Source organism: Bombilactobacillus sp. ESL1092 (genome assembly GCF_058107465.1).
The window spans coordinates 84085-105963 of record NZ_CM176594.1; the positions used below are offsets into that span (position 1 = coordinate 84085).

Genomic DNA, 21879 nt, shown 5'->3' on the forward strand with positions numbered 1-21879 from the left:
GTCTAATAGCGAACATTCTACCATAATTAATATATTGGTGTAAAATGATAAGTTAGTATCTTTTATTTGTCAATCTAAAGGAGTTTTTATGTCATTTGATGGTTTATTTACCCATGCTTTGGTCCAAGAATTAAGCCCCATCCTTGTCGGTGGCCGCCTCAGTCGTATCCAACAACCTTTTGCCCAAGAATTAATCTTAACTATCCGCAATCATCGACAAAATTATAGCCTACTATTATCTGCTAATCCGAACTATGCTCGGGTTCAACTAACGGAGCTCAAATTTCAAAGTCCCAAAACTCCCAGTAATTTTGTGATGACTTTACGCAAACAATTGGATAGCGCCATTTTACAAACAATTCAGCAAATTGAGAATGATCGTATTTTAACCTTAACCTTTCAGAATCGTAACGAACTAGGTGATTTACAAGAAATTACTTTTTACGTCGAAATCATGAATCGTCATAGTAATATTGTTGTTGTGAATGATCAATCGCAATTAATTATTGATGCGATTAAACACGTCGATCTTACTCAAGACCGTTATCGGCAACTATTGCCTAAAGAAACCTATCGCTTGCCACCTGCCCAAAATAAAATCAATCCATTTGATGTCTTTGAGCGTGAAAAATGGCTCAAACAAAATGGCCAACAACTCTTGCAAAGTGATCTTGCACAAACAGCACACAACATTCAAGTTAATTTTCAAGGCTTTGATAAAAATAGTGCTCAGGAATTAAGTACCCGTAGTCAAGCAAGTACTGACGATGCCCACTTAATTCAGGTGTGGCAGGATTTTTTGGCAGGTTTTAATCAACCACAAGCAACAATTGCAACGAAACAATACCGTCAGCTTTTTACTGCTCAGCCCTATGTGTCCTTGACTTCGGACGGTTTTCAGCAACAAACTTTCACTAATTTAAGTCAAATGTTAGATGACTTTTATCGTGACCGTGCCCGGCAAGATCGTGTGCGCCAACAAGCTAGCAATATTTTACAATTAATTAAACGATATTTAAAACGAAATCAGACCAAGCTCAAACGATTACAACAAGATTTAGCCAAAACCGAATCCGCTGAAGATTATCGCATTCAAGGTGAATTATTAACGACCTACTTAAACCAAGTCAAGCGGGGACAAAAAAGCGTCCAATTGCCAAACTATTATGATAACAACCAACTGTTAACTATCAAGTTAGATCCCGCTAAGTCCCCGGCAACGAATGCCCAGCAATATTTTAAAACTTACCAAAAGCTCAAAAACTCTATTCGCCATTTAAATGAGCAAATTGAGCAAACCAAAGTAGAAATTGCTTATTTAGAAGGTATTTTGGCGCAAATTAATTATGCTGATCCTCAGGATTTAGCCGATATCCAATTAGAATTAACTCAACAAGGTTACATTAAAAAACAAGCACGCAAAAAACAGCGCAAAACTAAAATCCAATCCGGAGCAGCCTTTCAGGCTAGTGATCAAACTATTATCCGGGTTGGCAAAAATAACTTACAAAATGATTACCTGACTAATAAATTAGCAGATAAACGCTACACCTGGTTGCATATCAAAAACTTACCAGGTTCACACGTCATTATTGAATCATTAGCTCCTAGTGAGCAAACCATTCTGGAAGCGGCTGAACTAGCAGCTTACTTTTCTAAAGCTGGGGCGAATGCTAGTAAAGTTCCCATTGATTATACATTAGTTAAACACGTGCACAAACCTAATGGCGCCAAACCAGGTTTTGTGATTTATACCGATCAAAAAACGCTCTTGGTGGATCCTCACTTACGCTTAAAGCAGTTAAAATAGCAGCCAAAGTAGAAAAATCAACACTTAATTAACGTTTAAACAAAAGATGATTATGCCTTTGATTATCTACATCTCATTAACCATTTTTGAGCGCTATCAGTTTATGTGACTGGGAAATGGAAAACACTTTTTCTGTAATTAATAATAATTTTTTCAAAAATTGCAAATGTGATAGACTAACTATATAACTTTAATATGAAGGAAGATTTTCATGGCAGATTCAGTGCACTTTCCTGCTGGCTGGCACAAAGCGTTTTATACTTTGTGGCTAGGCAGCTTTATTACTGGGATGGGCTATTCGATGACTATGCCCTTTATCTCGTTGTTTATTGCTGATCTAGGGCACTACAGCAAATTACAAATCAATTTGTACTCCGGTTTAGCTTTTGCTGTCACTTTTATTGCCCAGGCAATTGTTTCTCCTTACTGGGGGAATTTAGCTGATCGCAAGGGTCGTAAATTAATGTGTATGCGGGCTTCGGGGGTCATGGCACTCACCATTTCAGCCATTGGCTTTGCCCCTAATGCCTTATACATCATCATCATGCGCTTAATTCAGGGGGCGTTTTCAGGTTATATTAATAACGCAACTGCTTTAATCGCTAGTGAAACACCACATCAAAAAAGTGGTCTTGTGATGAGTCAAATGATGACCGCCGGAACTGCAGGCAATTTAATCGGTCCGTTATTAGGCGGAGCGTTATCCAGTTTTTTTGGTCATTTATTTGGTAATATTTGGGGCTACCGCATACCATTTTTCATTACGGGCTTTTTAATGTTTGTCGTCTTTTTGGGAACAACGACTTTGGTTCACGAAGACTTCACACCCATTGCTCGTGAAAAAATGCAACCAATGAAAGAAATTATGCGGTCCTTGCCCAATTTAAAATTAATTATCATCATGTTCATTACTACGATGTTAGTTCAATCAGCAACCATGTCGATTGACCCAATCGTTTCTCTATACGTTAAATCCATGGTGCCCCATAGTCATAGTATTGCTTTAATTGCGGGTATTGTTGCCGCTACACCCGGACTAGGAACATTATTGGCTGCTTCGAAAGTTGGTCACGAAATGGACAAAATTGGTCCGATCAAAGTTTTGCGTGTTGGCCTAATTGTCGGCGGACTTTTATTCATACCAATGGCCTTGACTAACTCGCCTTGGGTCTTAGCAGCCCTGCGCTTTTTACTAGGAATTGCTAGTGCGGCGATGTTACCAGCAGCCCAAACCGTTTTAACTTTGAATAGTCCGACTGCTAGTTTTGGGCGAATTTTTAGTTACAATCAGTCTTTTCAAGCTCTAGGTTCAGTGATTGGTTCTTTGATGGGGTCTACCTTATCTGGCGTTTACAATTACGCGACCGTTTTTTGGACTACCGGTTTCACTATCTTGTTAAACTTTATTTTAGTTTTAATCTTTGCGCGAAACGCCACCAATCGGCAAAGCAAATAAGTTTCACTTAAAACTTGTGTGTAACATTATTTTAATCATTATTTTAATATTAGAAGTGTTGAGCTTATTACTTTCAAGAAATTCCAAGCAAACTACAATTTTGAAAGTAATACGTGTAAACACTTCTTTTTTTGTTGGCGTTCTTTACATCAAAAATTAATAAGATCTAAATCTTTTCATGATACTTTTATAAGGAGAGCTCAGAATAAAAGTAAAGTAATGAAACAAAAAAATGATACTGCAATTTGGAAGCCAAAGAAGCTGCTAAAATTTGGACAAAGCAAAAAATTACGTCCGTTTAAGATTTAAAGCAACTGTATGGAAACAATAACTAGTATTAAAGATCTGTCATTAATTACTAAATTTAGTTATAGTCCGCTTGAATCATCGAATAGATTCCCTCGTCACAAATTCCTTGATTATTTTTTCCGGCTTGGCGTGCCACTCCCTCAAACCGCATGCCACTTTTTTTCATCACAGCTCCCGAAGCTGAATTACGCAAATCATAGCGACATTCAACCCGGTTAAAACTACGTTCTAATAATAAATATTGGTTAATCCTAACCAGTGCTTCTGTCATAATCCCTTGATTCCACCATTTAGAACCTAAAACATAACCAACTTCGGCAATTTTCAAGGATTTATTTAGGTGGACCACGGAGATCTCACCCACTAATTGTTGGCTAGGCAATTCAATCCCCCAAATAAATTGATCATCGTTCTTTTTAATTGCCTGAATCCGTCTTAAGCTCTCTTGTTGCGATTGATGTGGTGTCCACGTTAAATACTTAGTCACAAAACTGTCACTTGCCCAATTAGTAAACATTTGCTGCGCATCCGAAACATTGAAGTGTCTTAGTTTAATACCATTATTTGTAATCAACATTAACATCAACTCTCTTTACTCTGAATTAAAACCTGAAGCACATATCTAAATATTGTTATTGATTAGATTAACTGTTTTTTCAGTAGCGTCAACTCCTAAAACTAATCTAGAATACTGCTCATTCTGTAATTGAATCACAATCGGACGACTCGAATGCTTGACATTGAAAAAAACTTTTTCATTATTTTTTAAATAAGTACCGCCAGCATAATTAGGAAGGTTGGTTCCTGGACAGCGAAGTCCTTTAAATTCATTTAAGATACCTGAATCAATCGTTGCTCCCAATACATTTTTTAATGGAATAACTAGTGTCTTCTTTAAGCTAGTAACTTTATACTTTCCTTGCGAAACTTTAAAACACTTTTCTTTACAAAAATAATCCTTCCAAAATTAAATCATTAATTTTGAAAGGATTATTTGCACTAAAATCATACAAATTTAATGAAACTAGATTACAGAACATGATTATTTATTGGGCAACGTAAAGTAACTCAAGCGACTGCTATATAAGCCGTTCTTTTGCTGAATTAAGGTGATTTTGCTACCAAAATAATCTTGCTGTTTATTAGCGTAATTCGAATTAATTCCGAGCAAAACGTGGCCTAAATTGCTGACAAAATTCGAATTAATTTGTTGAATTAAACCAATATTAGTAGTGAATCCAGCCAAGGTTTGAATGACTTGTTGCTTTTGCAAAATTAACGTCCCATAACGAACATCTGGCAAAAAAGTTTTAATATAATGGTTAACTTGCTTAACTAAGTTGGGCCGGTGCTTGCCTGGAACCGACGTTAATTCTAAGCGCCGCGCACTTAAATGTTTAAAAATCGTGGTAATTGGTGACGACAGCCAAGTATGATGCTCTTGATCTTGAACAAAGACAACTTCTTGAATCGCATCACTTGGTAAAATTTTTAAATAATTACTAATATTAAAAATAGTCAATTGGTAACTTTGATGACTTAATTCTTGCGTATTAATTCGCAATTGCAGTTGATTTTGTTCACTATACAAATGTGACTGTAAACAGCGCGAATCAGAATAAAAATCCACGGTTGTTGCAGTGTCCACATTGCTTAACAAATTGCCAAAAATTGCCGTTGAAAAACCATCATCTTGAAAAGAATGAACCAAATTATGAGTTAACAAAACTTGTTCATAATTAGACAACATATCGGAATTTTGATAACCATCAATTTCTACTTGATAATGTTGCATCACATGTGGCGCATACAAAAAAGTACTGTAATGACCATTAATCTTACTAGTTGCCGCTAAATCCAATAAAGTTGCGGTCGGCTGTTCCACCGAGTTAATCGCTAATTGTTGCGTTAACTTCTGCGCTTGACTCAATGTTAAATGCCAAAACTTAGCCAACAAATAATCATCAAAACCATACAATTTACTATGAGCGTACAATTGCAAATTACCTTTTTGTTCCCTCAATGTTTGGGCTAAATTAATTAGATGTTGTAATGCCTGCAAAAATTCCCAGTTATAATGGGTAAAACTTTGCACTTCTTTTAAATCAAAGCCCCGTATTAAAGCTTCACAAATCACCAAAACTCGCCGCACCTTGGTTTGAAATAAATCAGCTTCAATCTGCTCATCACTATAATATTTGAGTGGACGCTTCAAAAAGATATCGTGCAGTAAGTCTAAACCAGCAAAAGCCTTCATAATCACAGTTTCCAAGTTATTACCATTAACTACAATGGCTCCATTGGAAGTTTGGTGCGGTCCTAACAAGACTTTCAATTGTTTACGATCTTGGGTTTGCCAAATAGGCACGCGCGCAGTTAAATGGTTCGGCGTTAGTTCGACGGCTGCGTTCATCTGATAATTGGTTAAAGTTGTCAGATTTTGCAGTCTTTGACCAACACTTACCTGACAAATCACTTCAAACAAAGGATAACCCGTACTAGCAATTAAGGGTAAGATTTTACTACGAAAAACGGGCGAAATTTCTAGAACATAAAATGATGCTGTCGTTTCATCCACAGCTAAATGAAAAGTGCATGTACCAATAATTTTTAAGAGTGAAGTTAATTTCAAAACGGCATTGCGTAAACGCTGAAATAGCGCATCATTAATGGAAAAAACGGGGGTCACACTGGTCGAATCATTCGAGTGCACTCCAATAGGATCCATATCCTCTGACGAAAAAATCAAAGCACTATTATCAAATTTATCACGCAAAGTCACCAAAGTTAATTCTTTAAAGTTATTAATGCCCCGCTCCATTTCAAAGCCATCAGCCGTCATTCCCGCTTGAAAAAAGTCCACTAATTGTTTGGTATTGTTGACCGTATTCCAATGCATTTTTTGTTCAACTGTATTAGAACGAATAATTACAGGAAACGTCTGCTGTTGAGCAAATGCCAACGCTTCTTGGTAGGTTTGAACATTTTGATGTTCAATTAAGCGGAAACCGTGATCTTGCAAATATTTATTCAGGGAACGCTTGCTTAAACTGAGCGTTAAGTTTTGTTGATTAAAATTCAAAAGTTCCACAGTGCTAGCTTGAAAAGCTTCATCTTTTAATAGACTTCGAAAAACGTTCAGTGTATTAATTCCACTAAAGCCTGGAAAGATTAAATCAATCGCATATTCACTAATTAAGGTTTTGATTGTTGCAACATTAATCTCATCATAAACAATCACTGCTTCGTCCGCTAAAGAGTTCGCTAGTGATTCACGATTTTCAGTTAATAAAACTACTCGATAACTATCTTGCTTAAAACAGCGAATTGCTACGCGTAAGGCTCGTTCACGTTCTAACTTTTCATTAGTCATCAAGCCGGTAGTATTCCCAACAATTAAAATGGTTTTCATCATAATTTTTTACCTTGAACAAAGGAATTAATCATATCAATAAACTCATCAAAAATATAATCAGCATCATGAGGGCCTGGAGCGGCTTCAGGTTGGAATTGAACGGTCATAGTCGGATCGCGGCGATGCCGTAAACCTTCAATGACATTATCCGTCAAACAACGGTATGTCACAAAGAAGTTTCGCCGCGCCGCCGGCGTTAATTTAACTTCATAATTATGATTATGATTTGAAAATTCAATATTCTCCGTAGCAATTTCGAGCGTTGGTAGGTTCGAACCATGATGCCCTAAACGCATTTTTTGCACCACGGCACCATTCGCCAACGCCACCACCAAATGGCCTAATCCCACTCCTAAAATCGGAATTTGGCCTTCTAATTCTTGGCAAGTGGCAATTGTATCCGGAATTTCTTGTGGATTACCAGGACCACTAGTAAATAACACCGCATCTGGTGCCAAATCCAATATTTCCGCTGCTGAAGTATTGTAAGGCAAAATTACCGAATCACACTTACGAATGGATAATTGACGTAACAACGAAAACTTCAATCCCAAATCAACGACTGCAATTTTAAATCCCACATTAGGATTAGGATAAGGTTGCTTAGTGGAGACCGTTTTGACCCGATCTCGGGGAATTACCAACGCGCGAATTTGATCACGAGCATGCTCATCAGCGGTGTCCATAATACTAGCTTTTAAGGAACCAGTTTGTTGTAGATGTTGCGTTAAACCTTGTACATCCAAATTGGTAATCCCCGGAATTCGTCTTTTTTTCAAAAAAGAATTTAGCGAATTAGGATCATTACTATCCAACTGTGGGTAAGCCACGCTACCAAAAATTACACCCTTACAACTAGGCGTAATCGATTCATAGTCATCCCGATTCATCCCTGATGTACTAACAATGGGACTAGCAAAGACAATAATTTGATCATTATACGTTTGATCAGTAATAGCATGCTCAAAACCATTCATATTATTGGTTAGAACCAACTCACCAGTAGAAATAATTGGCGCACCAATGGCTTCCCCCGCAAACGCTGTACCATCTTCTAAAATTAAATATCTAGTTTCGGTTGTCATCATGGATAATCTCCACGCCATCTGCATCATCAATTTCGGCCATTGAAACTTTGATTTCCTCTTGCCGAGAAGTTGGAATATTCTTGCCCACATAATCGGCCCGAATTGGTAATTCACGATGACCACGATCAATTAACACGGCCAAAGAAATTTTCCCAGGACGACCAATACTCATAATAGCATCTAACGCTGCCCGAATGGTCCGGCCCGTATACAAAACATCATCTACTAAAACCACATTTTTATTATCAATATCACTAGCCGTAAACTGGGGTGGTGCACCGTGTGTCTTTTTTTCATCATCACGAAACTCAGACACATCTAAATCAAATTGTGGAACTTCATATTCCTCTAATTGACGTAAACGATTTTGGATACGTTGTGCCAAAAAGGCGCCGCGCGTTTTAACACCTATTAAAACTAAATTTTGGTCACCTTTATTTTTTTCAATAATTTCATAGGTAATGCGCGTTAAAGTCCGTTTCATTGTCTTACTATCAACAATTTCTTTTTCCATTTTGATTCTCCCCTAGTCAACTGATCTGTACTTTAATTAAAGATGGTGCGACATCTGCGTCATTGCTCGTAATTGTTGCAGTTGTTGCTGAAATATCTGAGGTGGCTGTACTTCAAACTCTAACCACTGCTTCGTTCGGGGATGCGTAAAGCCTAAACATTGTGCATGTAAAAATTGTCCATTACCTGCTAAGGTATGCCGTGGTCCGTACAGTGGATCACCCGCTACTGGATGACCAATATACTGTAAATGCACCCGAATTTGATGCGTACGCCCCGTTTCTAATTGACACTCAATCAAAGCATAATCTGAAAAATTCTCTAATACTTTAAAATGAGTAATAGCTTTTTTTCCAGTGGCTACTACCGCTTGTTGCTGACGTTTGTTGGGATCACGCCCGATTGGCGCTTCAATCGTCCCCTCCTGTTCTGTAAAAGGATGATGAACGATTGCTAAATAGCGGCGTAAATTAGTTTTATTTTGTAATTGTTGACTTAAGGAGTCTTGGGCTAACTGAGTTTTAGCCACCATTAATAGTCCTGACGTATCTTTATCAATTCGATGAACAATTCCCGGACGAATCGTATCTGAACTTTGAACCTTAGTGTGATACAAAATAGCATTAACTAAAGTCTGATCTGGATGACCAGCCGATGGATGGACGACCATTCCCTGTGGCTTGTTGACTACTAAAACATCGGCATCTTCATAAACCACATCTAAAGGCAAATCTTGTGCAAAAGCCTTTAAGGGCTTTAAAGCTAAGGGGGTAACTTGCACCGTCACATCAGCCTTAATTTTGGTCCCAGTTTTGGTAACAGCTTGACCATCAACTAACACTTGACCAGCTTTAATCCATCTTTGTAACTGCGAACGCGTTAAATCCGGTCTTTGCGCTAAAATGGCTTTATCTAAACGCTGATTAGCTTGTAAATTAATAAAAGTAAATGTTTGCAACTTAAGACTCTTCCTGTTCTGATTTAAATAGATAAATTACTAATAAAACTACGCCCACTGTAATAAGAATATCAGCAACATTACAAACAAAGTTCAATAACGGCCAATTACCCAAACTTAAGGCAATCATATCAACTACATAGCCCCGAAACAAACGATCACAGACATTACCCAAACTACCAGCTATTAACAAGGATAAACTGGTTAATAACCAGGGGGAACGATCTTTGCCCTGAAACAGCATGTAACCCAAACAAACAACTACAATCAATGTTACTCCATAAAATAATAACATTTTTCCAGAAAAAAGATTATAGGCAGCACCGTGATTATTAATCCGCGTCAATCCCAAAATACCCGGGATAATTGTCCGCACGTGTTCAAACGGGATCTGCGTAATTGACCACCATTTAACTAATTGGTCAACCAGTAAACCCAGCAAAATTATTAAAATATAAATTATCATTAGTAATCCTCAAAGATAAATAAAATAGATTGATTGTCACCCTGATCAACATAATCAAGTTACAGCGATACGGCAAAAAATTGTACCAATTGCCACGAAGCGTTCATTGTTATCATATTCCAAACACCAAAAACCCAGGTTAATTTTCAGCTTTGATCATAACTTTTTAAAATAAGCCAGTAATTTTATCATGTTCATCAATATCCATGTTTAAAGCAGCGGGCTGCTTCGGTAAACCAGGCATGGTCAAAACATTGCCAGTTAAGACTACTAAGAAGCCGGCACCCAATTTGGGTTGTAATTCTTGGACATGTAACACAAAATCACTGGGAGCTCCTAATTTTTTTGGATCATCACTAAAGGAGTATTGTGTTTTAGCGATACAAATTGGTAAATTAGCCCAGCCTTGCTGTTCAATTTGCCGAATTTGCTTTTGCGCTTTCGGACTTAAAACAATATCTTGCGCGCCGTAGACTTGTTGGGCAATGGTTTTGATTTTCGTAACGATAGGCAATGAATTTTGATACAGACGTTGATAATGATTCACGGTAGTTTGATCAATTAAGGCTTGGGCTAAATTCAAAGCTCCAGCACCGCCATCTTGATGAACTGTGACAGGATAAGCTTTGACTCCTAATTTTTGACATAATGTCTGCACTAACGCTAATTCGTCTGCACTGTCACTAGCAAATTGATTCAAAGCCACTAATACTGGTACGCCCGCTTTTTGTAAATTCTGAATGTGTCGTTTTAAGTTACTAAAACCTTTTTCTAGTGCAGCCAAATCGGGTTTGGTTAAATCCGCTTGAGCTTGGCCACCATTATATTTTAAAGCACGGACAGTCGCTACTACCACTGCTACATCGGGAGTTTTAGCCAAATGTGGCGTCACAATGTCTAAAAACTTCTCTGCACCTAAATCAGCACCAAAACCGGCTTCCGTTAAAGCATAATCGCCCAAATGTAAGGCTAAATTAGTAGCAATTAAACTATTACAGCCATGAGCGATATTAGCAAACGGACCGCCATGAATTAAAACCGGTGTATGCTCTAGTGTTTGCACCAAATTGGGTTTAATGGCATCTTTTAGTAATAACGCTAATGCCCCTTGTGCCTTTAAATCCCGTACAAATACTGGCTGTTGGTCATAAGTATAGCCAATTAAAATTTGCCCCAAACGCTTTTTCAAATCTGTTAAATCAGTCGCCAGACATAAAATGGCCATTAATTCAGAAGCTACAGTGATTTGGAAGGATTCTTCGCGAACATAACCGGAAGTTTTACCACCTAGACCAATGACCGTGTGGCGTAAAGCCCGATCATTCACATCTAATGCCCGTTGCCAAGTAATCTGTCTTGGATCCAATTGTAACTGATTTCCTTGTTGTAAATGATTATCAATTAAAGCTGCTAACGTATTAATAGCCGCCGTTAAAGCATGCAAATCACCAGTAAAGTGTAAGTTAATATCTTCCATGGGTACTACTTGCGCAAAACCACCGCCAGCTGCCCCACCTTTTAGTCCCATCACTGGTCCCAAAGAAGGCTCACGCATGGCCACCACAGCTGATTGTTGCAGTTGCTTTAACGCATCTGCTAAACCAATCAAAACCGTTGACTTGCCTTCACCCATCGGTGTCGGACTCATCGCCGTGACCAAAATCAGTTTACCTAAAGGTCTTTTTTGGGCCGCTTGTTGTGCTTGGACGGTGATCTTAGCCTTATCATTGCCATAAGGTTCCAAATCCGCAGCAGTTAAACCTAACTGGGCAGCAACCTTTTGAATTGGCCACATAGCTGTACGTTCGTTCTCCTGAGCAATTTCAATATCTGTTTTCATTAAATACCCCTCCTATCATTAATTAATTGTTGCAGTACATGATAAGCTTTCGGTAGAATTATTAATTTGAATAACCCGGATTGGCGAGAATTAATCTTAATGGTACAAATACCATGATGATAACTAATCATTTGTACTTCTTTAACTAAAATTTGCCGTTGTTGTGAAGCTATTAAACCAGATAATTGGATTGTTTGTTGTTGGACATCAATCTGTAAGCGACTATGAATCAGAATCCAGCCGCCGACTAAAATAGTCCCAATTATGATGGCAAGTGCTCCGTAATTGAGTCTATCCGATTCTAATTGTAAAATACCGCCAATAAATAATAAAATCCAGAGCCAACACCATAACAAGGCGTTAATCTGATTAACTTTTTGATAATGAAATTTTTTAAGCATGTTAACCTCACAATTAACTTTGAATGATTTAAGCAAATTTTACCATATTGCGGTTTGATTCCCAATTTGCTGACAAAAAATTGTAAAAAGTTTATGATAAAACCAAAATTGTAATAATTGAGGACAAACCGATGATCACAAATTATTCTCACCAATTACCCATCCAAATTATCGACGCTCATAATATTAACGCGACTGAGCAAAGTGACTTAATCAAAAACTACCATGTCACACGTGAAATCATCAATTACGCACTTGATAAATTTGAGCGCCCCCGTATTACCTATGATCAATTAACCCACAGCTTTTTAATGGTTTTATCTATTCCAAACCAAAAACAAACGCTCACCACTTCAGTTCAATCAGTCACCCTGTTTGCTAACCGTAAACAAATAATTTGCTTTACCAATGACCAAAGTCAACACATCATCCAATACTTACGCGATTTTGTTAGCAATTATCCAGACGAGCAGAATTTAACTTTTCGTATCTTCGCTGATTTAATTCAGCAAATTTCTGATGACTTTTTAGATAAAGTTAAACAGTTTTATGATGAACAAGAACAGATTGAGATGGAATTTGAGCACCATCGCCATCGTTCAGCTACCATCAATCAATTAGCTAATTTACAAACTAAAATTACCTTTGGTGTCACTTCCACCACGGGCAATGCAGATTTAATTGATGAATTAACTGCTTTTTTTAATTCAAATGATAATCATTTGCAACTAGATCATGTCACTCATCAGCATTTTAATTCCGCACGCATCGAAGCTACTCAAGCTTTCAAAAACTTTCAATTAATCAATGAAATTGCCCAACAACTATCGGGAACTTATAACAATTTATTAAATAATGAAACCAATGATGTCATGCGTTATTTAACGGTTTATTCGTTAATATTAACTATTCCATCGATCGTGGTCGGCTTTTACGGAATGAATATGCATTTGCCTTTAGCTAGCAGTCCATGGTCTTGGATCATTTCCATTATTATTATGATTTTATTATCACTTTTACTAATTATCGACATGATTCGGCGTCATTTTTTATAAGTTGGATGACCCCAATATTGAAATAGATCGGTTCTCAAAGAACCATTATATAGTTTGCGCCGCTTAGTCGGTTTTTGACCGTAATATTTAGCAAATTCTAAATCACTAGTTAAATAATATTTACTCCACGTCGTCAACTGCCGAAAACTATTCCCCATCTGCTGGTATAATTGATGCACTTTTGTCTGATCCTGCATACGTTTACCGTAAGGCGGATTAGCAATTAAAATGCCATCTTGTTGTTGCAAACGTAAATCTTTGACCGCTAATTGCTTAAAATTAATATCATGCAAAACACCCGCTTGATGCGCATTTAATTTAGCCACATCAATCATCGAGCCATCTATATCACTGGCCCCAATTTGTAACTGACCACTCGGTAAAATTTGATCAGTAGCTGCTTGTTTTGCTTGTACTAACAATTGATCATCAAACCAATCGAAATTTTCAAACGCAAAATGGCGCTGCAGTCCTGGAGCAATATGGCGCCCAATCAAGGCCGCTTCAATAGCAATTGTGCCCGAACCTGTCGTTGGATCATAAAAAGGATCAGTTGCTCGCCACGGCGTTAACAATATTAACGCGGCGGCAAAATTTTCTTTGAGTGGTGCACCACCATGTTCGATCCGATAACCACGTTTAAACAAAGAATCGCCCGTGGTATCTAAGGTCAACTCCACTTGATCTTTGACAATGCGCACCTCAATTTGAAAAGTGCTCCCACTTTCAGGCAAACGCCCACGGCGGTGATAAACTGCAGCCATTTTATCAACAATTGCTTTTTTAGTGATGGCTTGAATATCTGGTTCCGAATGCAGTTTCGAGCGGACCGACCGACCCTTCACTGGAAAAGCAGCATCTAAGGGCAGCCATTGATCCCAAGCTAAGTTCTGAACTCCTGTAAATAATTCTTCAAAGGACGTTGCCGGAAATTCGGCCAAGACAATTTTAATCCGATCCGCACTGCGTAACCACAAATTCGTTTGTACAATGGCTGCTAAATCACCATCAAAATAAACTTTGCCTGTATCAACTTGCGAAATGGTAAAGCCTAGTTCTTGCAATTCTTTTTTAGTGACCGCTTCAAATCCGCTGGCCATGGTTGCTAATAACTTCATATGAATCTCCTTTTTACTTTCAATCTAAACAGTTCAATTTTTCATCAATGATTTACCAAAAATACTCTAAAAATATTAATTCAACCAAAAATAATACTGACTACGTCAAGTTATTTTGCCATTTAACGCAATTACAGACCATTAAGACCAAAAAGTCATACACGTTGGCAGAAGTTTTTATTTCAATTTCTAAAAAAAGAGGCGAACTTAACGTCCGCCTCTTTTGGCCTACAGGTTTCTATAAGCCACGTTTTGTTCCAGTCAGTGTGACCAAACTGACTTTCAGTAATCATCTATCTACACAAAATGTGTTTTTGACGTGAGTTTAATTTCCCGTGTCAAAACTCCCCTACCAAAGTTTGGGTTTCCTGCTCGCGGGGTTTACCCGTTCCATTTTTTTGTTTCCAAAAAATTGCGTTTCTGTGGCACTTTCAGATTACTTTGACTTAGCCATTGACCTTAGCCATTTCATCGCCGTTATTCAAATAAATGAATACTCCAGCTTATTGGGCTGAACACGAACACTACAGGCATTGCAGCCTGTGCCGGCGTGGACTTTCCTCAACTTGTTTCAAACAAGCAGCGATTACTCAAAACCTGCTCTTATTATCATACGCTATTTTAAATTTAATTACCAGACTAATTGTTTAATTATTTTGATCTCGTAATTGTTCACTAGAATGAATAATTGGTTGTTGCGCTGTTGTAGTGTTGGTTGAGGCATAATTATTAGTAGTTCGTGGCTCGACACTTTGTCCAAAAACGTGTCGTTCCAAATTAGATAAACGTTTTAAAATATCATAATTGGTAGTTCCCGGTGCAGAAGTTTCACTCGTGGCTTCTGGTGTAACTACTGACTCAGCTTCCACTGAGCGTTGCTGAACGACTTTGGGTTGTGCGGGAGCTTGCTCTAATTTTTCAGTTAATTCCCGATTTTTAGTTTTTAACTCTTCAATATTAGCAGCAAAAGCCTCATAATCTTGAATAACTTCATCCAAGAAAGCATCAACGTCTTTACCGTTGTAGCCATGAACTGCATTTTTGAATCTTTTTTCAACAATTTGTTTTGGATCTAGTTTGATTTCTTTCATTTGGCTTACACCCCTATCTTACTTAACAAGTATAGCAAAAAGTTTGGGAACCACACAAAAAAACTACATCACTTTTAGTTTTTCTTAAAATTCCTGTTGATCAGTTACAAAATCCTGTAAATCATAAAAACTAGCTAATTTTAACGAGTAGTCGTGCTGCTGTTGGTACTGTTGGATAGCTTGATATTCATATTGGCTTTTACCGGAATGCTCTAGATCATAAATTAAAAAACTGCCATCAGTATGTGTTAGCATAAATTGCTGCCAATTTTTAAATTGCTGTGGAGTGTGATATGATTGATGGCTCACACTATTGTGATAATCAGCTAAGTGTAGAGTTTGGGCATATACTTGCCGATTTTTTTCCTTCCAACGATCCGCTATGCCCTGAAATGGTAAGATGACCGCTACTTTTAATTGGTAAGCTTTTAAGCTAGGATCTTGCACCGCACGAACCGCTGCTTGCTCGACTCCCAAATAGCCGCCCGTCAAAACCCACTGCAAGCCTTGATCACAATAACTTAATAATTGTTTGACTAAAAAAGCTTCTAAAACTTTTTGCTTGGGATCATCGGCTTTAAAAATTTGTAATTCAAAAGCACGGTAGCCGCTAATCCATAAATTTTGAATTGTTTGCATTTTAATCCATTCTTCCTAACACAGAACTTTAAGCATGCTATAATATTCATCGACTAGGAGTGACTTAACTTGACTATCAATTATCCCAAAGGAATTTCTCCCCACAAGTCAGCCATTAATCAACCAACAATCTTTGGTGACCGGGGGATGACCTTAGAACAAGAAATTAACGAAAGTAATAATTATTATCGTCATCATAATTTAGCAGTCATTTATAAAAAACCTACTCCTATTCAAATTGTGAAAGTTGATTATCCTAAGCGCAGCCGCGCAGTCATCAAAGAAGCTTATTTTCGACAAGCTTCAACGACGGATTATAATGGCGTTTATCAAGGATACTATATTGATTTTGAAGCCAAAGAAACGCGCCACAAAACTTCTTTTCCACTAAGTAACTTTCATGAACATCAGATTCAGCACTTAGACCAATGTTTACAGCAAAAGGGGATCTGTTTTGTTATTATTAAATTTGTAACTCTAGGTCGCTATTTTATTTTACCCGCCCACAAATTAATTAAATTTTGGGCTCAGGCCAAACAGGGCGGCAAAAAATCTATGACGTTCACTTTTATTCAACAAAATTCTATTGAAATTCAAGCAGGCTATAATCCTATTCTACCTTATTTAAAAGCCTGTCAACAATTAATTCAAGCAGCCCAGGAGGATTTATAATTATATGAATGATTCACGCCTAGCACGCTATCATCAAACTCCCAAACACAAGCATTCCATTATTAAACTGTTCGTTTCTTTAATTATTGCAATCATGGCAATTTTAATTGCCATTTTTATTTATTATGGTTTGAGTGCACCTAAAATTAATTCTGAAGTTTTACAAAGTGGTGGTTCCTCTAGTATTTACGACCAGCACGGGCACGAAATTACTACTTTAGGTAACCAAAATCGGACTTACGTCACTATTGATAAGGTGCCACAAAATATGCGTAATGCTGTGGTCTCGATTGAAGATCGGCACTTTTATAAAGAACATTTCGGCGTGAATCCGATTCGAATTTTGTTGGCGGCTGTTAACAATTTACGAGGCGGACAACTACAAGGTGGTAGTACTTTGACTCAACAATTAATCAAATTGTCAGTCTTCTCCACTAAAAAATCCGATCAAACGATTAAACGTAAAATGCAAGAAGTCTGGTTAGCCGCGAAAGTTGAACGTAATTTTTCTAAGGATCAAATTTTAGAATATTACATGAATAAGGTTTATTTAGCTAATGGCACCTATGGTTTTCAAACAGCGGCACAGTATTACTTTGGTCAGAAGTTAAATCAATTAACACTACCGCAAATTGCGTTACTAGCTGGCATGCCTCAGGCTCCTAATAACTATAATCCTTATAGCAATCCTCAGGCGGCAAAAAAAAGACGTGACAGTGTCTTACAAGCCATGTATGACAATCACAAAATTTCCGCCAGCCAATTACAAGCAGCCCAACAAACTCCTATCACTACAGGTTTAAAACCTTATCGGCCTAATTCTGGGGTCGGTGAAAATAAAATGATTGTGGATTCTTATATTAAACAAGTCATCCAAGAAACCAAGGCCAAGGGCTTAGATCCTTATCGCGATAATCTAAAAATCACCGTTAATATGAATTTAAAAGCCCAAAAATATCTCTATGATTTAGTTAATAATGATGCCTATGGCTTATTTAATAGTCAACATTTACAAACTGCCGTTTCGGTCGTTGATCCGAATACTGGAGCTGTAGTAGCCATGATTGGTGGTCGTAAATTAGGTAATGTCCAATTAGGCTTGAATCGAGCAGTGCAAACTACTCGTAGTAACGGTTCCACAATGAAGCCGATCCTAGATTATGGTCCCGCAATTCAAAATTTAAAATGGAGTACTAACCATATTATTACGGATGAACCTTACACTTATCCTGGTACTAGCATTGCTTTACAGAATTGGGATCATTCTTACGATGGCGCAATGACAATTAGAACTGCCTTGGCCCAATCGCGTAACATACCCGCTGTTAAAACTCTACAAGCTGTCGGCTTTAACAAAGCACGAAAATTTGCTAACAATTTGGGGATTAATGTTCCGTATAAACAAGGTCTCTCGGCTGGTATCGGTAGTGACGTCTCCAGTTTACAATTAGCAAGCGCATATAGCGCTTTTGCTAACGGCGGAACTTATCATCAGCCACAATATATTTCCAAAATTCAAACAACAGATGGTTTAGTCCACGATTATGATACTACTAGTAAAAAAGTCATGAGTTCCGGGACTGCTTATATGATTACCGATATTTTAAAGGACGTTGTTCAACCTAGTGGAATGGGTTCTCAAGCTTATATTAGTGGCTTACATCAAGCTGGTAAAACCGGTACGACTAATTATAGCGACACTGAACTAGCGAGAAATCCAGCTTTAAGTAATACTGCCAAGGATTCTTGGTTTGCCGGTTACACTAAGCATTACGCAATTGGCGTTTGGACGGGCTTTGATAATCCGAGTCAAGCTGGCGTTGACCCGAATCAGCAAAAAATTGCCGGTCAAGTTTACCAACGTCTAATGCGCTACCTGGCTGCTTCCAAAACGAATTCAGATTGGAAAAAACCACATAGTGTCGTACGTATCAGTGGGACTAATGTTTTATATTTACGTAGTAAGCGGCCAAAGAACTTACCACCAGCACGGCATAATACCGGTCATAGTTCTCTAACTAATGCTGAAGATAATGATGCTGTGATTCCCAATCGTGGTACTGGTAATAATGACTCTGAAGTTGACAGTTCCAGCGAAAGTTCCACTAATACTACTGACGGCAATAGTGCCTCAAGTAATCAACCAGACACCAATAATAATCATGAAACTACTAATGATTCTCATAATAATAGTAGCTCATCTAGTTCTAATAATAATACTACTAACAACACCACGACTAATCCGACAACCGGTTCCGTGAGTCCTGGTAATACTGCCCCAACTACGCCAGCAACACCACCTGCTACTACTAATCCACAATAAATTAAAAATAAGGGTTCTGATTCAGACTAGTAATCACTAGTGTCAATCAAAACCCTTTTTTATTATCTCTAGCTTTTATTTTCAGCTGTCACCCATTGGTCGCATAATCGCACCACCGGTAAATCTTTAATTTGTTGTTCACGATGAAAATTATACTCACGTCCAAAATCAATCAACGCATGATGCGCCTTTGTCCAATATTGTTTAGCTAACGCTTGAGTCACCCGTTGTTCCACCTGCTGAACTGTAGCAGTGGGTTCAACAAAATGTAGCCGTTTCGCGATCGTACTGACATGCGTATCTACAGCAAAGGCGGGAACATTAAAGCGATCACTTAAAACAACATTCGCTGTTTTAGTACCTACACCAGCTAAAGTAATTAAATCCGCTTTATTAGCAGGAACTTGTCCCGCAAAATTCTGTTCTAATTGCTGAGCACATTTAACCAGATTGCGCGCCTTATTATGATAAAGTCCTAGAGTCTTAATCACGGACTCAACCTGTAAAATAGTCGCTTGTGCTAAAGATTGTGCATCGGGAAAAAGTTGAAACAACTGTGGCGTAACTTGATTAACTGCTTTATCGGTTGTCTGCGCACTTAACATGACGGCAATTAAATACTGAAAGTTTGATTTTGCGACCAAACTTGGTGCAGCGTTGGGGTACTGTTGAATAATTAATAACAACGCTGTTTGAATTTGTGCGTCATCAAGCAACATTAGTACCCCTCCAGATTTTCTTTTTGACGTTGTAACTGAGCGGCCGTTTTAATATTATGTTTTTCCCAACTTAGCAAAATACGATCCATATACTTTAAAGAATAAGCTTGGTTTAAAACTGCCTCTTTTAAAGCCAATTGAATTAATTGGTAATCATAATGATCTTTCGTTAGCCATTCTTGAATAGTTTCTTGTTCAATTGGCGATAGTGGTCGCCCAAACTCCACTTCAATTTGTTGAAATAAGCGTTGTCTAACTTGTAGACTCTGACTTAGATTTGCCTGTTGTGAAGCCTTTTCAGCAGTCTCCACTGATTGCTTTAATAATTGTTCATATGCTGGTGTTAAATCATAGGCATCTTGATAAACAGAATTAGCTTTAGTCTGCGACACGATTTTTAACATTTTTTTATCTATTAAGCTCTGAATTAATTGATAAATTTTTTCTGCACTGAAACCAGTATTGAGCATCAAATCATCCGTCGCTGGAAACTGGATCCCTTGTTCCTGATACATTCTTAAATTGGCCCAAACTAAAAACTCATCACCAGTCATATTTAAATGACCAATATTTGTCAATAATACATTATTAATCGTCGTATTACCGGCATTTAATAAATCGCGGGTTGAAGAGGCCATTAATATCACTTCCTATGATTAGTTATTTTAATCCTAAATCTCGTAATAAATCTTGCGCCATTTGGTTATCAGCACCCAAGTTAACCAGCGCATCACGCAAACTAAAGCAAGGTTGACCCTGGCGGTCAACCACTGTTTGGGCATGAACCAATGCACTTAAAATAGCCTCGTTAACCGTATCGACGATGACTCGAAAATAGCGATCCATCTGCGTATCATTAATGGCTTGTTGAACACTTAATTCTTGTTGAGCAAAATGATCCACACGATTTGCTGTAGAAAAAGCAAGTGTTATTTCACCACTACCATTACCAGCAAACGAACCACTACGGGTAATACCAACACTAGAGTGCTTAGCTAGACGCTGCAATTGACGTTCATTAAACGGAATATCAGTGGCAATCACTGTAATAATACTACCATTTTCCGGTAAATTGCGGTGTTGTACTAATTGTTGACCAATGGGTTGACCGTAAATAGTCAAGTCTTCTAAAAAGCCAAAATTGGCCATTACCAAGACTCCTAACATAAAAGGCTTTTGATCAATCATTATTTGCCGCGAAGTTGAACCAATCCCACCTTTTAGGTTATAACAGCGCATTCCTGTGCCACCGCCAACATTTCCTTCCAAAAAGTCGGGGCTGGCGTTTTTTAAAGCTGCTTGGACATCAGCTTCTTTGATTCCTAAAGCGCGAATAGCATTGATCTTGCCATCATTACATTCTAAAACAACCGGATTAACAGTTCCCGTCGTTGTCCCAATTTCTGGATTATTTTGCAACATATACTTCACCAAACTAGTATAAGCTGTTCCTACAGCAAAAGTATTTGTCAAAATTAACGGTGTTTCTAAAGTACCCAATTCCTTAATTTGGACTAAACCTGTACTTTTACCAAAACCATTAATCACATGACAACTAGCGACTAATTTTTGCCGAAACACATTACCAGAAGCCGGAATAATTGCTGTTACACCTGTCTGCCAATGGTTGGTTTGAATGGTCGTTTGCCCAACCAATACGCCAGGTACATCAGTAATTAAATTTTGGGGTCCTGGTTGTGTCAAACTCAATGAATTCTTTAAAGGTTTTGGTAAACCCAATTGAATCTCTTCCCTTCTTCACCGTCTCTTAGATGAACGCTTAATGAATTGAAAAAATAGCTATGATGTTGTCTTAATCATAGCATGACTTCTAAAAAGTTTCATCGTACAAAAAAAAGACTGGGACACTTCCAAAAACCAAACAAGCTAAATATAATCTATCAATAATCAAAACTTTAATTTGAATATTGAGTGTTAGTTAGAATGTTTTGAATTTTTGAAAACAAAAGCGTAGCTTGACTATTTTTAGCCTGCTCTGTCCTAGT

General features: G+C 37.8%; 20 protein-coding genes and 1 other RNA gene. 5 read left to right on the top strand and 16 right to left on the bottom strand.

Translation table 11 applies throughout. The features are described 5' to 3' along the window. The first annotated feature begins 88 nt into the window (after positions 1-88). Both AC3B6Y_RS00450 and AC3B6Y_RS00455 read left to right on the top strand, forming a co-directional pair. Positions 89-1810: an Rqc2 family fibronectin-binding protein gene (locus tag AC3B6Y_RS00450; RefSeq protein WP_489775391.1), complete on the top strand. Its 1722-nt coding sequence runs from the start codon at positions 89-91 to the stop codon at positions 1808-1810. A gap of 211 nt (positions 1811-2021) precedes the next feature. After that, positions 2022-3266, top strand: a complete 1245-nt coding sequence (locus AC3B6Y_RS00455; RefSeq protein WP_489791124.1) for an MFS transporter — start codon at positions 2022-2024, stop codon at positions 3264-3266. Between the two features lie 364 nt (positions 3267-3630). Here the strand turns inward: AC3B6Y_RS00455 and AC3B6Y_RS00460 are convergent, their stop codons facing one another. From AC3B6Y_RS00460 to AC3B6Y_RS00500, 9 genes are all read right to left on the bottom strand, one after another. Beyond that, positions 3631-4152, bottom strand: a complete 522-nt coding sequence (locus AC3B6Y_RS00460) for a GNAT family N-acetyltransferase (protein ID WP_489791125.1) — start codon at positions 4150-4152, stop codon at positions 3631-3633. Positions 4153-4197: 45 nt separating this feature from the next. Continuing rightward, positions 4198-4437: a hypothetical protein gene (locus AC3B6Y_RS00465; protein ID WP_489791126.1), complete on the bottom strand. Its 240-nt coding sequence runs from the start codon at positions 4435-4437 to the stop codon at positions 4198-4200. 180 nt (positions 4438-4617) lie between these two features. Continuing rightward, positions 4618-6990 carry an ATP-binding protein gene (locus AC3B6Y_RS00470; RefSeq protein ID WP_489775396.1) on the bottom strand — a complete coding sequence of 791 codons (2373 nt, stop codon included), beginning with the start codon at positions 6988-6990 and terminating at the stop codon, positions 4618-4620. Further along, entirely contained in the window at positions 6987-8078 is a 1092-nt protein-coding gene (locus AC3B6Y_RS00475) for a carbamoyl phosphate synthase small subunit (RefSeq protein ID WP_489757969.1), read from the bottom strand. Before AC3B6Y_RS00475 ends, AC3B6Y_RS00470 begins: the two co-directional genes overlap by 4 nt. Then, a complete protein-coding gene (gene pyrR, locus AC3B6Y_RS00480) occupies positions 8059-8592 on the bottom strand; it encodes a bifunctional pyr operon transcriptional regulator/uracil phosphoribosyltransferase PyrR (protein ID WP_489775398.1) in 534 nt (177 codons plus the stop codon). The genes AC3B6Y_RS00475 and pyrR overlap by 20 nt, the downstream gene beginning before the upstream one ends. A gap of 36 nt (positions 8593-8628) precedes the next feature. Continuing rightward, complete coding sequence (locus tag AC3B6Y_RS00485; RefSeq protein ID WP_489790339.1) at positions 8629-9549, bottom strand: RluA family pseudouridine synthase; 921 nt, start codon at positions 9547-9549, stop codon at positions 8629-8631. A gap of 1 nt (position 9550) precedes the next feature. Beyond that, complete coding sequence (gene lspA, locus AC3B6Y_RS00490; protein ID WP_489757966.1) at positions 9551-10015, bottom strand: signal peptidase II; 465 nt, start codon at positions 10013-10015, stop codon at positions 9551-9553. Positions 10016-10181: 166 nt separating this feature from the next. Next, positions 10182-11855 (bottom strand): formate--tetrahydrofolate ligase, encoded by a 1674-nt coding sequence (locus AC3B6Y_RS00495; RefSeq protein ID WP_489791127.1) that lies wholly within the window; start codon positions 11853-11855, stop codon positions 10182-10184. Next, positions 11855-12256 (bottom strand): EbsA family protein, encoded by a 402-nt coding sequence (locus AC3B6Y_RS00500; protein WP_489791128.1) that lies wholly within the window; start codon positions 12254-12256, stop codon positions 11855-11857. The genes AC3B6Y_RS00495 and AC3B6Y_RS00500 overlap by 1 nt, the downstream gene beginning before the upstream one ends. A 131-nt stretch (positions 12257-12387) precedes the next feature. Here AC3B6Y_RS00500 and AC3B6Y_RS00505 point away from each other — a divergent pair, with 131 nt between their 5' ends. Further along, positions 12388-13311, top strand: a complete 924-nt coding sequence (locus tag AC3B6Y_RS00505) for a magnesium transporter CorA family protein (RefSeq protein ID WP_489791129.1) — start codon at positions 12388-12390, stop codon at positions 13309-13311. Here AC3B6Y_RS00505 and AC3B6Y_RS00510 read toward each other — a convergent pair. The 4 genes from AC3B6Y_RS00510 to AC3B6Y_RS00525 all read right to left on the bottom strand — a co-directional run bounded on the left by AC3B6Y_RS00510 (position 13299) and on the right by AC3B6Y_RS00525 (position 16159). Then, entirely contained in the window at positions 13299-14435 is a 1137-nt protein-coding gene (locus tag AC3B6Y_RS00510; RefSeq protein WP_489791528.1) for a THUMP domain-containing class I SAM-dependent RNA methyltransferase, read from the bottom strand. The genes AC3B6Y_RS00505 and AC3B6Y_RS00510 overlap by 13 nt on opposite strands. Before the next feature lie 230 nt (positions 14436-14665). Then, an RNA gene (gene rnpB / locus AC3B6Y_RS00515) (RNase P RNA component class B) lies at positions 14666-15027 on the bottom strand. 49 nt (positions 15028-15076) lie between these two features. Beyond that, on the bottom strand, positions 15077-15520 hold the full coding sequence (gene gpsB / locus AC3B6Y_RS00520; RefSeq protein WP_489757962.1) for a cell division regulator GpsB: 444 nt from the start codon (positions 15518-15520) through the stop codon (positions 15077-15079). Between the two features lie 84 nt (positions 15521-15604). Next, positions 15605-16159 (bottom strand): SLOG family protein, encoded by a 555-nt coding sequence (locus AC3B6Y_RS00525; protein ID WP_489791130.1) that lies wholly within the window; start codon positions 16157-16159, stop codon positions 15605-15607. A gap of 69 nt (positions 16160-16228) precedes the next feature. On the opposite strand from AC3B6Y_RS00525, the gene recU reads away from it, so the two are divergent. Further along, on the top strand, positions 16229-16831 hold the full coding sequence (recU, locus tag AC3B6Y_RS00530; protein ID WP_489791131.1) for a Holliday junction resolvase RecU: 603 nt from the start codon (positions 16229-16231) through the stop codon (positions 16829-16831). Positions 16832-16835: 4 nt separating this feature from the next. Then, a complete protein-coding gene (locus tag AC3B6Y_RS00535) occupies positions 16836-19154 on the top strand; it encodes a transglycosylase domain-containing protein (protein ID WP_489791132.1) in 2319 nt (772 codons plus the stop codon). 68 nt (positions 19155-19222) lie between these two features. Here the strand turns inward: AC3B6Y_RS00535 and AC3B6Y_RS00540 are convergent, their stop codons facing one another. Genes AC3B6Y_RS00540 through AC3B6Y_RS00550 form a run of 3 tightly spaced genes read right to left on the bottom strand, consistent with a single transcriptional unit; the run spans position 19223 to position 21613 of the window. Next, a complete protein-coding gene (locus AC3B6Y_RS00540) occupies positions 19223-19873 on the bottom strand; it encodes an endonuclease III domain-containing protein (protein WP_489791133.1) in 651 nt (216 codons plus the stop codon). Continuing rightward, complete coding sequence (locus tag AC3B6Y_RS00545) at positions 19873-20511, bottom strand: DnaD domain-containing protein (protein WP_489791134.1); 639 nt, start codon at positions 20509-20511, stop codon at positions 19873-19875. The genes AC3B6Y_RS00540 and AC3B6Y_RS00545 overlap by 1 nt, the downstream gene beginning before the upstream one ends. Positions 20512-20533: 22 nt before the next feature. Then, complete coding sequence (locus tag AC3B6Y_RS00550; protein WP_489791135.1) at positions 20534-21613, bottom strand: DmpA family aminopeptidase; 1080 nt, start codon at positions 21611-21613, stop codon at positions 20534-20536. Between the last annotated feature and the right edge of the window lie 266 nt (positions 21614-21879).